The sequence below is a fragment of the Micromonospora sp. DSM 43699 genome (assembly GCF_055517075.1).
In genome coordinates, this window is sequence record NZ_JBTMMT010000005.1 from 91,897 (window position 1) to 105,170 (window position 13,274).

Below are 13,274 nucleotides of genomic sequence, written 5' to 3' on the forward strand. Positions count from 1 at the left end.
ACAACACATCACCGGAGCCGTCTTTCGGCTTTGAGGAGATTCCGATGAACCGCAGAAAGAACGGGACGCCGCTGGTGCAGTCGCGGCCGGCCCGGCTCGCCATGGCGGCGGTCGTGCTGGCGGCCACCGGTGCGCTGACCGTCACCTTCGTCACCAGCGGCGGCAAGGGCACCGCGGACGCTGCCACCAGCCTGGACCAGTTCGTGAAGATCGAGAACGTGGCGCCGAACGTGCAGAACCCGAAGCCGGCCGCCGGCGCTTCGACCGGCCGGTTCACCGTCGACTGCGGCACGAACGGCAACGGCAAGTTCAGCCCGGACAACCCGGTGGCCCAGCCCGGCATCCGCAACGGCGCCGAACACGTCCACGACTTCGTCGGCAACCTGGCCATCACCGCGAACTCCTCCAACGCCGACCTGGACGCCTCCGGCACCACCTGCCGCAACGGTGACAAGTCGTCCTACTTCTGGCCGGTCGTCCGGATCGACAAGAGCGTCCGCAGCGGCAACCAGGTCCAGCAGGCCCTCGCCCAGACCCAGCCGATGGTCGTCTGCCCCTCGGTCGGCAAGCGGCTGCGCGCCGTCCCCACCGGAGCCCGCGCCACCGTCGACCGCCTGCTGGCCGAACTGGACCGCCAGCAGGCTGCCGCGAACCAGCGGATGACGGCCAGCCGGGGCCGCATCGACGCCGCGTTCAACCGTGAGGTCATCGACTCGCTGCGGGCCCGCCGCGCCGCGATGATCAAGCAGATCAGCACCACGGTCACCGCCGCCGGCGGTAACCAGCCCGGCCTGGTCTCGCTCGTCGAATGTGACATCAGCTACGACGACATGCACGCCCGGATGCCCGGCGCCACCCACCGCGCGAGCGTCAAGGCGGCCCAGGCCGCCAACCCGCGGATCCAGTGCCCCAGCGTGCGGGACAAGTTGCCCGGCGTGCCCGCCGGGGCGCTCGCCGAGGTGAACCGCAACCTCGACGAGCTCGACCGGCAGATCTCCGAGGCCAACGAACGCCTCGTCACCAGCCGTGGCCAGGGTGGCCCGGCCTTCGTCGACAACGCCATCCTCGGCCCGCTGCGCGCCAAGCGGACCGCCGTGCTCGACCGGATCGCCATCGCGATCAGCCGGCAGGCCGCCCGCCCGCAGGGCCTCGAAGCGTTCGCCACCTGCACCCTGGACCAGGCCCCCGGCGCCACGGCGGCACCGAGCAACGCGCCCACCACTGCCGCCGCGCCCACGACTGCCGCCGCGCTCCCCGATCCGCAGGGGCCCAACTTCGAACTGCCCGGCAACACCGGTGGCATCGTCCGCCCGGCGCAGGTGTTGATCGAGTACCGCGGCAACCCGGTCAGCAAGGTGGTGCCGATGCCGAAGTTCCTCCGGGCGCTCACCGGTGACGCCAAGCCGACCAGCCGTGGCCCGGCCAACGCCCGCGCCACCTGGAGCTGCGCGGGCTTCGCCGACCGGCTCTCCGACAAGTACCCGATCTGCCCCGCCGGCAGCCAAGTGCAGCGCGTGCACGACTTCCCCGGCTGCTGGGACGGCAGGAACATCGACAGCGACAACCACCGCAACCACGTCGCGTTCGCCGACAAGGCCACCGGCGCGTGCCCGCAGGGCTTCCAGGCGATCCCGCAGCTGCGGATCACCGTCGGCTACGACATCGCCCGCGACGTGCAGGTCAAGGGTCAGTACGCTCTCGACTCCTTCCCCGAGGAGAACCACAACCCCTTCTCCGACCACAACGACTTCGTCAACGTCAACTCCGCCCAGACCATGCAGCGCATCGCCACCTGCATCAACAAGGGCAAGAACTGCTCCTGACGACACTGGCACGAGCCGCCCAGGACGGGCCCGGGGCGGGAGTCTGACCAGACTCCCGCCCCGGGCCCGCGGCGCTGCGGCCTACCGGTCGGCGCCGGGGCGGGTGAGCAGGCGGCGTAGCACCGTGACGACCTCGGTGGGGGTCTCCTCGGCCATGAAGTGACCGGCGGACGTGGTGTGGTGCTCCAGGTCGGTGGCCCAGGCGCGCCACCGGGCGGCGGCGTCGAAACCGAGGGCCGCTCCCCAGTCCTGCTGGACCACGGTGACCGGCATGGTCAACCGGTTCCCGGCGGCCCGGTCGGCCCGGTCGTGTGCGAGGTCGACACCGGCCGAGGCGCGGTAGTCGGCGACGATGGACGGCACCGCCTCACGAGACGCCCTGAGGTACTCCGCGCGTACGTCCGGGGCGATGGCCTGCGGGTCCCGGGCCCAGACGTCGAGGAAGTAGCCGAAGAAGGCGTCCGGGCTGGCGCCGATCAGCTGCTCGGGCAGGCCGGGTGGTTGGGCCATGAGGTAGAGGTGGAAGGCGACCGCCGCGTCGACTCCGTGCAGGATGTCCCACGTGTCGGGGGTGGGCAGCACGTCGAGCGAGGCGAGGTGGGTGATCGTGTCCGGATGGTCGAGGCCGGCGCGGATGGCGACCAGCGCGCCACGGTCGTGCCCGGCGAGGGCGAACCGCTGGTGACCCAGCTCGCGGGCGAGGGTGACGACGTCGGCGGCCATGGTCCGCTTGGCGTACGTGTCGCCGTCGCGCTCGGCGGGCTTGTCGCTGGCACCGTAGCCGCGCAGGTCTGGGCAGATCACGGTGTGGTCGGCAGCCAGGTCGGTGGCGACGTGCCGCCACATGAGGTGGGTCTGCGGGAAGCCGTGCAGCAGCACGATCGGCCGTCCGGTGCCGCCCACCGCCACCTGGAGCCGTACATCTTCGTCGACGGTGACGCGCTGGTAGTCGAAGCCGGGAATGGTGGTGCTGGTCATCGTTCGTACCCTTCTGTTCGGTAGCCGTGTTCAGCGTGCCGCCCGCCGATGAGCAACCGATGAGCGCGCTACGTTGAGGCGGGACACGGAAGGGGGTTCGCGGTGCAGGTCGGGTTCGGCGTCCTCGGACCGGTCGTCGCGTGGGACGCCGACGGTGCGTCGATCGACCTGAGGGGGCCCCGACACCGCGCGGTGCTGGCCCGGCTCCTGGTGGCCCAGGGGCGGGTCGTCCCGGTCAGCCGGCTCGTCGACGACCTGTGGGAGCACCCACCGGCGGGCGCGGTGAGTGCGGTGCGCACGTTCGTGGCGGCCCTGCGTCGCGCGCTGGAACCGCAGCGCCCACCGCGCGAGCCGGCCCGGCTGCTGGTCACCGAGGGGCCGGGTTACGCGCTGCGGGCCGCGCCGGAGGCGGTCGACGCCTGGCGGTTCGACGACGCGGTGGTCGCCGCGTCCACCGCAACGCCCCGCGAGACCCTGGCGCGTCTCGACCCCGCCCTGCGGTGGTGGCGCGGGCCCGCGTACGCCGGTTTCGACGAGCCGTGGGCCGGTGTCGAGCGGTCCCGCCTCGAACAGCTCCGGTTGCACGCGATCGAGCGGCGGGCCGAGGCGCTCCTGGCGGTGGGGCGGGCCGTCGACGCCGTACCGGGTCTCGACGCCCATGTGGCCGAACATCCGTGGCGGGAGGAGGCGTGGCGGCTGCTGGCGCTCGCCCTGTACCGCACGGGCCGCCAAGGCGACGCGCTCGCGGTGCTGCGCCGGGCCCGTGGCCTGCTCCGCGACCAGCTCGGACTCGACCCCGGCCCACGCCTGCGCCGTCTGGAGACCGACATCCTCCGGCAGGCCGACCGGTTCGGTGACGATTCCGCCCATCCAGGTCCGGAACAGGTCTGGGCACAGGCCGCTGCGGCGTACGACCGCACGGTGGCCAGCGGCGCTCCGGCGCGACTCGAGTCGACCATCGGCCTGCTCAGCGGTCTCGCGGTGGCCGGACCGGAGGGGCTCGAAGTGGCCCGGGACCAGCGGTCCGCAGCCGTCGCCGCCGCCGAGCGGCTCGGTGACCCCGAACTCACCGCCCGGGTGATCGGCGGCTACGACGTGCCGGCGATCTGGACCCGCTCGGACGATCCGCAGCGGGCGGGGCAGATCGTGGCGGCCGCCGAGCGGACCCTGGCCGCCCTGCCCCCGGGCTCCTCCGCTGCCACCCGGGCGCGGCTGCTGGCCACCGTCGCGGTGGAGTCGCGCGGCACCCGGTCCGCGCGGGGGCCGCAGGCGGCCCGGCAGGCGGAGGAGATCGCACGCCGCCTGGCGGATCCGGCCCTGCTCGCCTTCGCCCTCAACGGCGTGTTCATGCAGACGTTCCCGCGCGCGGGTCTCGCTCCCGCGCGGGACGAGGTCGGCGCGGAGATCGTGGCGCTCGCCGCCCGGCACGATCTGGTGACCTACGAGATCCTCGGTCACCTGATCCGCCTCCAGGCCCGCAGCGCGCGGGCGGACTTCACCGGCGCGGACGGCCACGCGGCGGTCGTGACGCGACTCGCCGCCCGGCACGGGCGACCGCTGGTCGGCGTCTTCACCAGGTGGTACGAGGCGCTGCGGCTGACCGCGACCGGGGCGGCACCGCACGTCGCGGAGGCGGCCTACCGTGATGCGGCGGTGTCGTTGTCCGGTGCCGGCATGCCCGGGGTCGAGCGGGGGCTCCTGCCGCTCGCCCTGCTGTGCCTGCGCGTGTGGCACGGCCAGCCGGCCCGCTTCGCCCGGGACACCGACTGGGGGCCCTACCTGCCCTGGGCGCGTCCGCACGTGCTGCTGGCGCAGGATCGCCGGGCCGAGGCCGCCGTCGCGCTGCGTCGGATCCCCGAACCCCCGCCCGACCTGCTCTTCGAGGCCCTGTGGTGCCTGACCGCCCAGAGCGCGATCACGGTGGACGACCGGGAGGTCATGCGACGCGCCCGGACCGAACTCGCCCCGGCCGCCGCCGAGGTGGCCGGCGCCGGCAGCGGGATGCTCACCGTAGGTCCGGTCGCACATCACCTCGGCTGCCTCGACACCGCGCTCGGCCACCCGCGCTGACCGGGCCGCGACGTCGGAATACTCCGCCGCCCTGGTCGCCGCGCGCCGGTCGCCCCGGGCTGGGACAGGCCAGCACGGCAGGTGCACCCCGGCGCCGCGCGGAATCTAAGACATTTCCCATTTGCATTGGCGAGCATCTATCTCGACAGCCGCGTAGGGCGGCCGGTCAGAACAGGAGCAGCCCATGTCCGTACGACAGTCCAGCACGATCGACGACGCGGCGGCACGCCCGGTCAGCACCCTTCCCGCCGCGCCGGACGGCTGGCGGGGCCCCCTGCTGGACCACCTCCCACCACGCGAACGCCGGCTCTTCCACCGGTTCGGCAAGGGGCTGGCGGTGCCCGTACCCGATCTGCGTATCCACCAGGCGTTCGCGCGCTGGGCCGCCGCCACCCCGGATGCCGTCGCGGCCGAGCACCTCGGGGTGCGGATCGGCTACCGCGAGCTGGACCGCCAGGCCGACCGGCTGGCCATCCGGCTGGTGGCGCTCGGCGTGCGGACCGGGGACACCGTGGGCGTCTTCGCCAGCCGGTCGATCCCGATGCTGGTGGGGATCCTGGCGACGCTCAAGGCCGGGGCGGCCTACGTCCCGCAGGACGTCCGGATCGCCCCGGCCGGGCAGTTGCGGCAGGTCATCTCGGCTGCCCGCTGCCGGGTGGTGCTGACCACGTCGGCGACCCTGGACGCGGTGCCGGCGTTGCCCGGTGTGCCCCGGCTCGCGGTCGACGAGGTGATGACCGAGCCGCTGCCTGCGGAACACCACCCGGCCGTCGCGGTCCCGACCCGTCCGGTACGCGCCGACGACGGCTGCTACGTGCTGTTCACCTCCGGCACCACCGGCACCCCGAACGGCGTCACCGTGACCCACGGCAACGTGGCCAACATCCTGCTCACCGCGCCGGGCGACCTGGGGATACGGCCGGGTCGGCGGGTCGCCCAACTGCTCAACGTCGCCTTCGACATGGCGGCCTGGGAGATCCTGGGCTGCCTCGCCAACGGTGGCACCCTGCTGGTGCGCGACGGTGATCTCACCGCCACCGCCGCCCGCGCCGACGTGGTGATCGCCACCCCGTCGGTGCTCGGCCGGATCGACCTGGACCGGTGCCGGCGGGTGCGCGTCGTCGCCGTGGCGGGCGAGCCCTGCCCGCGTCCGCTGGCCGACCGGTGGGCCGCCGGCCGCCTCTTCTACAACTGCTGCGGACCGACCGAGACCACCATCGTCAACACCATGCACCGGCACCGGCCCGGGGGCCCGCTCACCATCGGTCGACCGACGCCGAACAACACCGTCTACGTCCTCGACGCCGACGGCCGGCCCTGCCGCATCGGCGAGGTCGGCGAGATGTGGGCCGGTGGCGGTTGCGTTTCCGTCGGCTACCTGGACAACGCCGCGCTCAACGCCGAGCGGTACGCCCCGGATCCGTTCCTGGGCGCGGGGCGGCTGATGTTCCGTACCCGGGACCGGGCACGCTGGTGCGCCGACGGGGAACTGGAACACCTGGGCCGCACCGACGACCAGGTGAAGGTCCGGGGCTTCCGGGTCGAGCTGGACGCGGTCTCCGCCGTGCTGGAGGCGGTGCCCGGCTGCCGGCAGGCGGTCACGCTCAGGCTGACCGACCGCGACCTGGTCTCCTTCGTCGCTCCGGCGGAGCTGGACCCGCAGCGGTGCCGGGAGGCGGTGGCCGCCGCGCTGCCCTACTACTGCGTGCCGGCGGCCGTGCACCCGTTGCCGGAGCTGCCGATGACCGGGCGGGGCAAGGTCGACCGGGACGCGCTGCGCCGGCTCGCCCTCGACCTGCGGTGGCAGTGGGCGCACATCGAGGAGGCGGCGGCGTGACCAGCACCGGTCTCCGGCCCCCGCCGGTCCCGCAGGCACGCCCGGTTACCGTCGCGGAGAGCGGGTCCGGCGGCGTGCTGCCACCGCCGGTGTCGACGCTGCGCCGGATCCTCGCCCACCCCCGGTTCATGCACCACCACCGCCTGGTGGCGGCGGTGCTCGCCACCAATATCGCGCTGTTGGCGTACGGGCTGACCGCCGGTTGGTGGCGCGGCCCCGAGGCGCTGGGTGACGCCGCCCTGGCGAACGTGGCGCTGGCGGTGCTGGTGCGTCAGCAGTACCTGGTCAACCTGTTCTTCTGGCTGGCCACCCGGGCACCCACCCGCTGGCCGCTGCGGATCCGCGCGACGTTGGGCAAGGTCTACCACTTCGGCGGGCTGCACGTCGGCGCGGCGCTGGCCGGGACCGGGTGGTACCTGGCGCAGCTCGGCGCGCTGACCGTCGGCGACGGACCCGGTGGGGCGGGGGCGCTGGTCACCGGGTACGCCGCCGCCGGCCTGCTGCTGGCGGTGGTCGGCACCGCGCTGCCGCCGGTGCGCTCCCGCCGGCACGACCTGTTCGAGCGCACCCACCGCCTCGGTGGCTGGGCGGCCCTGCTGCTGCTCTGGGTACAGGCCGGTTTCCTGGCCGGCGGGCCGGTCGCGTTGGCCGTCTCCCCGCAGGGCGGGGCGCTCGCCGTGCTGACCGCCAGCATCGCGCTGCCCTGGCTGCGGCTGCGCCGGGTGCCCGTGGTGGTGGAACGCCCCTCGTCGCACGTGGCGCTGGCGCACTTCGACCACGGGGTGACCCCGTTCCCCGGCTCGTCCACCGCGGTCAGCCGCAGCCCGCTGTGGGAGTGGCACTCCTTCGCCAACGTGCCGGCGCCGGGTCGGCCCGGGTTCCGGCTGACCGTCTCCCGGGCCGGCGACTGGACCGGGCGGTTCATCGACGACGCGCCGGAGCGGGTCTGGGTGAAGGGGATCAGCACGGCCGGGGTGGCCAACATCGAGACCCTGTTCCGGCGGGTGGTGTACGTGGCGACCGGCAGCGGCATCGGCCCGGTGCTGCCGCACCTGCTGGCCGGGCAGGTGCCGGCCCGGCTGGTCTGGGTGGCCCGCCGGCACCGGGAGACCTTCGGTGACCAGCTGGTCGACGAGATCCTCGCCCACCAACCCGACGCGCTGCTGTGGGACACCGCCCGCGACGGCAAGCCCGACATGCTGCGGCTGGCCTGGCAGGCGTACCGCCGGTTCGACGCCGAGGCGGTCATCTGCATCTCGAACCGCCCGCTGACCTGGCAGGTGGTGCGGGGCATGGAGGAACGCGGGGTGCCCGCGTACGGCGCGATCTGGGATTCCTGACGACATGGAGGCGACGATGAGGATCACCATCGAGAAGGACGACCGGGTGGTCACGGTGCGGTTGTGCCGGCCCGAGGTGCGCAACGCGTTGGACACGGCGTTGCTGACGGAACTGGTCGAGGCGCTGCGACCGCTGGACCGCGATCCGGGCGTGGGCTGTTTCGTGATCACCGGGTCGGAGCAGGTCTTCGCGGCCGGTGCCGACATCCGGGAGATGGCGGGCAAGTCCTTCCTGGACGTGGCACTGGAGGACCACTTCGCGGGCTGGGACGCGTTCGCCGCGCTGCGCACCCCGAAGATCGCCGCGGTGGCCGGGTACGCCCTCGGCGGTGGCTGTGAGCTGGCGATGATGTGCGATCTGGTCTTCGCGGCGGAGAACGCCCGGTTCGGGCAGCCGGAGCTGCGGCTGGGGGTGATGCCCGGGATCGGCGGCACGCAGCGGCTGACCCGGCTGGTCGGCCCGGCCCGGGCGATGGACCTGGTCCTCACCGGACGCCAGCTCGATGCGGCAGAAGCGGAACGGTGGGGCCTGGTGTCGCGGGTGGTGCCGGCAGCGCGGCTACTGGCGGTGGCGCAGGACGCAGCGGCGGTGGTGGCCGGGCATCCCAAGTTGGCGACGCTGCTGGCGCGGGAGGCGGTCCGTCAGGCCGAAGAGGTCGGCGTACGGGCCGGGGTGCTGTTCGAGCGACGGGCCTTCCACGCCCTGTTCGCCACCGAGGACCAGCGGGAGGGCATGGCCGCCTTCCTGGAGAAGCGTCCGGCCCGGTTCTCGGGTCGCTGAGCCGCCCGGCGGCCCGGGGTCCCACCGGTCCCGGGCCGCCGGCTCAGAGCGCGCCGATCTGGTAGCCGAGTCCGTGTACGGTGCGGACCACCCCGTCGCCGAGCTTGCGCCGCAGGTAGTGCACGTACGTGTCGACCACCGCCTCGGTCCGGTCGGCGCCGAAGACCCGCCCGCGTAGCTGGCTGCGGCTGTGCACCATCCGGGGCTGGGTGGCGAGCAGCCGGATCAGCTCGAACTCCCGTCCGCTGAGCGTCACCTCCCGGCCGTCGGGCAGCCGTACCCCGCGCTGGGCCAGGTCCAGCTGCCCGGCCCCGATCGGGATCAGCTCGGCGGTGTCGAAGCGGCGGCGGGTCAGCGCCCGCACCCGGGCCATCAGCTCCGGCACCTCGAACGGCTTCGGCAGATAGTCGTCGGCGCCCGCGTCCAGGCCCCGGATCCGCTCGTCGGGGTCGGCCAGCGCGCTGAGCATGAGCACCCGGGCGGCGACCGCGCAGCGCCGCAGCCGGATCAGCAGGTCGACGCCGTCGATCGCCGGCAACCGGCGGTCCAGCATGATCACCTGGTACCGGCCGCGCAGGGCCAGGTGCAGGCCCCGTTGGCCGTCCCGGGCCAGGTCGATCGGGTAACCCGCCCGGCGGAACAGCTCGACCAGCATGTCGGCGAGTTCCGCGTCGTCCTCGACGAGGAGCAACGGGCCGTGCGCCTGGTCTGGCGGGTGGGTCATTCGTTCATGGTCGCACCGAAGTGGGGGACTGTTGACCGGTGGAATTCTTCACCGGTCGGAATCTGCTCATCTCGCGCTCCTGATCCACCCGGTCGCGGTTCGCCCGCCAGCAGAAGGGCCACCAGGACCCGGCGGGATCGCCGTCCGGCGGCGGCGCGCCGGCCCGCCCACCGAAGCGCACCGGCAGCCGTACGGTGAAGGTGGCACCCGCTCCCGGCCGGCCGGTGGCGCTGATCGTGCCGCCGTGCGCGGTGACCACCTCGCGGATCAGGGCCAGTCCGAGCCCGACCCGGCGGTCCCCGGCGTCGGGCCCACTGTGGAACCGGTCGAAGATCCGTTCGGTGTGCCGTGGGTCGAACCCCCGGCCGGAGTCGCCGACCGTCAGTTCGACGTGGTCGGCGAGCACCGGGCCCAACCGCACCTCGACGCGACCGCCGGTCGGGGTGTGCTGCAGGGCGTTCGCCAGCAACTCCGCCACCACCCGGTGCAGCGCGGGCCCGACGCCGCGGACCGGCACCGGGGCGCCCACACCGGCCACGGTGAGCGTCACGCCGTGCGTGGCGGCCCGGGGCGCGTCGGCCTCGACCGCCTCGGTGACGAGCGCGGCGAGGTCGACGGTGGCCACCGGCCGGGTCGTCGCCGTCGGGTCGGCCAGCCGGGCCGACAGGAGCAACTCGTCGACGATCTCCCCGAGCAGCCGGGTGGTACGCAGCAACCGGTCCAGATCCTGCTGGTCGGTGCCGGTGTCTTCGCCGGTCGACCGCTGCGCCAGCAACTGCGCCGCCGTGTGCACCCGGGTGATCGGGGCCCGCAGCTCGTGGCTGGCATCGGCGACGAAACGGCGCTGCCGGTCGAGTGCCTCGGTCAGCGGCTCCACCGACCTTCGGCGCAACCGCAGGTCGGTCGCGGTCGCCGCGACCAGGACCGCCACCGCGGCGGCCGCCACCCCCCAGATCAGGTGCCGCCGCTCGGCGAGCTGGAAGCGGGCGTCGAAGACCACCTGGACGACTTCGCCGTCGCGCAGTTGCGTGCGTACGTGGTAGATGGTGCCGTTGCGGGCCACCTGGTCGACCTGTGGCCGACCGGTACGTTCCACGGTGTGGATGGCCGGGTGGTGGGGGAAGCCGGCCGGAGGTGCGCCGCCGTGCCCGGTGTCGCTCGCGCCGCCGAAGATCCAGGTGCAGCCCGACGGGTCGGCGGGGCGGCCGTGCACCATGGCCCAGTCCAACTCGTGGCGGATCTTCGCCTGCTGGAGGTGCAGCAGGGCGGCGTAGCCGATCCCGCCGACCAGGGCCAGCAGGGCGACGACCAGCAGACCGACGGCCAGCCCGGTGCGCGGTCGGGCGCGGCGTACGCCGCCGGTCAGCGGCACCGCGCTGCCGCTCCCGGCCTTCCCGCCCGGGTGCGACCCGGTCTGCCGGTTCGGCCATCGACCCCCATTCCTCGAAGATGGCACATCGTCCACCGGATCGGAAGGGATCACGACGTCCTCCCGGATGGCGGGCCGGCGGAGGTCGGTTCCCTGCCGGCGCGGGAGCGAGTGAGCGTTAACATCTCGGTCGATACCACCACCGCAGCCCCTGGCGGCGGAGGGTGGTGGCGACGTGGCCGGGTGCCCTGAGCGGCTCTTGAGCCGCCCGAAACGCTCTGGTAACATCGCCGGATCTGAATGGGACCCCTGCCGGTTCGTTCGCCCCCACCAGCCCGATCATGAGAGTGCTCGACCTGTGATCGTCGATGTGAGCGTTCACATTGCCTGTCGGCTCCGGTCCCGACGAGGGAACGGCCGACGGGTGCGGGTCGACCACGCTACCCGGCCCCCGGCGACAACGTCACCGTGGGCCACCGCGCAGGGACCGTCCCCGAGAGGCTCCACCCGTCCTGATGAAGGAGCACCCCATGCATCTCCTGGCTGACACACCCGGCCCGGCTCCCCGTCCGCCGGGTCACCGGCGTCGGCGATGGCTGCTGCCGGCGGCCACGGCAGTCGTGACCGCCCTGAGCGGCGGCGTCGTCGCCGTCACCGCGACGGAGGCCGCCGCGGCCACGATCGACACCAACGCCTCGTACGTGCTGGTCAACCGCAACAGCGGCAAGGCCCTCGACGTCTACAACCTGGCGACCACCGACGGGGCCCGGATCACCCAGTGGACCCGCAACGACGGCAGCCAGCAGCAGTGGCAGTTCGTCGACTCGGGCGGCGGCTACTACCGGCTGAAGTCGAGGCTGTCCGGCAAGGTCCTCGACGTCTCCGGCAAGTCGACCGCCGACGGCGGGGCGATCGTGCAGTGGACCGACAACAACGGCACCAACCAGCAGTTCAGCATCCAGGACATCGACGGCTACATTCAGCTGGTCAACCGCAACAGCGGCAAGGCCGTCGAGGTGCAGGGCGCGGCCACCGCCGACGGGGCCAACGTCGTCCAGTACGCCGACTGGAACGGCACCAACCAGCAGTGGCAGCTCGTCCGGGTCGGTGGCACCACCACCCCGCCGCCCACGACGACCCCACCGCCGGGCGGCAACTGCACGTTGCCGTCGTCGTACCGGTGGTCGTCGACGGGTCCGCTGGCCAACCCGAAGTCGGGGTGGGTGTCGCTGAAGGACTTCACCGTCGCGCCGTACAACGGCAAGCAGCTCGTCTACGCCACCACGCACGACTTCGGCAACACCTGGGGCTCGATGAACTTCGGCCTCTTCACGAACTGGTCGGAGATGGCGTCGGCGTCGCAGAACGGGATGAACTCCGGCACTGTCGCGCCGTCGTTGTTCTACTTCGCGCCGAAGAACATCTGGGTGTTGACGTACCAGTGGGGTGCGGGCGCCGCCTTCTTCTACCGGACGTCGAGCGACCCGACGAACCCGAACGGGTGGTCGGCCGCACAGGCCATGTTCACCGGGAGCATCACCGGCTCGGGGACGGGTCCGATCGACCAGACGGTGATCGGTGACGGCCAGAACATGTACCTGTTCTTCGCCGGCGACAACGGCAAGATCTACCGGGCCAGCATGCCGATCGGGAACTTCCCCGGCAACTTCGGCTCCAGCTACACGACCATCATGAGCGACACCTCGGAAAACCTGTTCGAGGCGCCGCAGGTCTACAAGGTGCAGGGCCAGAACCAGTACCTGATGATCGTCGAGGCCAGGACCAGCTCCTGGGAGCGCTACTTCCGCTCGTTCACGGCGACCAGCCTGAGCGGCACCTGGACGCCGAACGCGACCACCTACAACAACCCGTTCGCGGGCAAGGCCAACAGCGGCGCGACCTGGACCAACGACATCAGCCACGGTGAGCTGCTGCGGACCAGCGCCGACCAGACCATGACCATCGACCCGTGCAACCTGCAACTGCTCTACCAGGGCCGTTCCCCCAGCTCCAGCGGCGTCGACTACGGCCTGCTGCCGTACCGGCCGGGGCTGTTGACGCGGCAGCGCTGAGCCGTACCGCAGGGCCGCCCCCCGGATTGTTCCTGAGATCCCCGCAAGGGGGCGGCCCGAGGGCGGTCCACGCCCCGCATCGACCAGCTCGGTAACTCCAGCGTCACCGGTCGGCAGGACCCGCACGCGCGGGTCCTGCCGACTCTCGTTTCCACAGGTACACCCGCCGCTCACACCCGGACCCGCGAAACCACTGGTGCGGCGGTCGACTCCCGTCAGCGGGACACCGAGAAGGCTGTCCGCTGTCCGTCGTCCGTCGTCCGCATGGTCGGGTTGCGGG

Annotated in this window: 9 protein-coding genes; 6 read left to right on the forward strand and 3 right to left on the reverse strand. The window is 72.9% G+C overall.

Annotation, left to right across the window (positions count from 1 at the left end):
- The first annotated feature begins 44 nt into the window (after positions 1–44).
- Positions 45–1,823: a DUF1996 domain-containing protein gene (locus AC0AIB_RS04700; protein WP_328345770.1), complete on the forward strand. Its 1,779-nt coding sequence runs from the start codon at positions 45–47 to the stop codon at positions 1,821–1,823.
- A gap of 81 nt (positions 1,824–1,904) precedes the next feature.
- On the opposite strand, the gene AC0AIB_RS04705 is transcribed toward AC0AIB_RS04700, so the two are convergent.
- Positions 1,905–2,801 carry an alpha/beta fold hydrolase gene (locus AC0AIB_RS04705; protein ID WP_328345772.1) on the reverse strand — a complete coding sequence of 299 codons (897 nt, stop codon included), beginning with the start codon at positions 2,799–2,801 and terminating at the stop codon, positions 1,905–1,907.
- 102 nt (positions 2,802–2,903) lie between these two features.
- Between AC0AIB_RS04705 and AC0AIB_RS04710 the strand changes: the two genes are divergently transcribed.
- The 4 genes from AC0AIB_RS04710 (at position 2,904) to AC0AIB_RS04725 (ending at position 8,829) form a co-directional block, all read left to right on the forward strand.
- Complete coding sequence (locus AC0AIB_RS04710; protein WP_465096089.1) at positions 2,904–4,871, forward strand: AfsR/SARP family transcriptional regulator; 1,968 nt, start codon at positions 2,904–2,906, stop codon at positions 4,869–4,871.
- Positions 4,872–5,055: 184 nt separating this feature from the next.
- A complete protein-coding gene (locus tag AC0AIB_RS04715) occupies positions 5,056–6,708 on the forward strand; it encodes an amino acid adenylation domain-containing protein (RefSeq protein ID WP_465096090.1) in 1,653 nt (550 codons plus the stop codon).
- The gene (locus tag AC0AIB_RS04720; RefSeq protein ID WP_465096091.1) at positions 6,705–8,048 is read left to right on the forward strand and encodes a ferredoxin reductase domain-containing protein; all 1,344 of its coding nucleotides are present in this window, start codon (positions 6,705–6,707) and stop codon (positions 8,046–8,048) included. Before AC0AIB_RS04715 ends, AC0AIB_RS04720 begins: the two co-directional genes overlap by 4 nt.
- A 16-nt stretch (positions 8,049–8,064) precedes the next feature.
- The gene (locus tag AC0AIB_RS04725; RefSeq protein WP_465096092.1) at positions 8,065–8,829 is read left to right on the forward strand and encodes an enoyl-CoA hydratase-related protein; all 765 of its coding nucleotides are present in this window, start codon (positions 8,065–8,067) and stop codon (positions 8,827–8,829) included.
- A gap of 43 nt (positions 8,830–8,872) precedes the next feature.
- On the opposite strand, the gene AC0AIB_RS04730 is transcribed toward AC0AIB_RS04725, so the two are convergent.
- Positions 8,873–9,553, reverse strand: coding sequence for a response regulator transcription factor (locus tag AC0AIB_RS04730; protein WP_328345779.1), 681 nt, complete (start codon positions 9,551–9,553; stop codon positions 8,873–8,875).
- A gap of 4 nt (positions 9,554–9,557) precedes the next feature.
- Positions 9,558–10,925, reverse strand: coding sequence for a sensor histidine kinase (locus tag AC0AIB_RS04735; RefSeq protein WP_328345781.1), 1,368 nt, complete (start codon positions 10,923–10,925; stop codon positions 9,558–9,560).
- A gap of 527 nt (positions 10,926–11,452) precedes the next feature.
- Here AC0AIB_RS04735 and AC0AIB_RS04740 point away from each other — a divergent pair.
- On the forward strand, positions 11,453–12,994 hold the full coding sequence (locus AC0AIB_RS04740; protein ID WP_328345783.1) for a non-reducing end alpha-L-arabinofuranosidase family hydrolase: 1,542 nt from the start codon (positions 11,453–11,455) through the stop codon (positions 12,992–12,994).
- Positions 12,995–13,274: the final 280 nt, after the last annotated feature.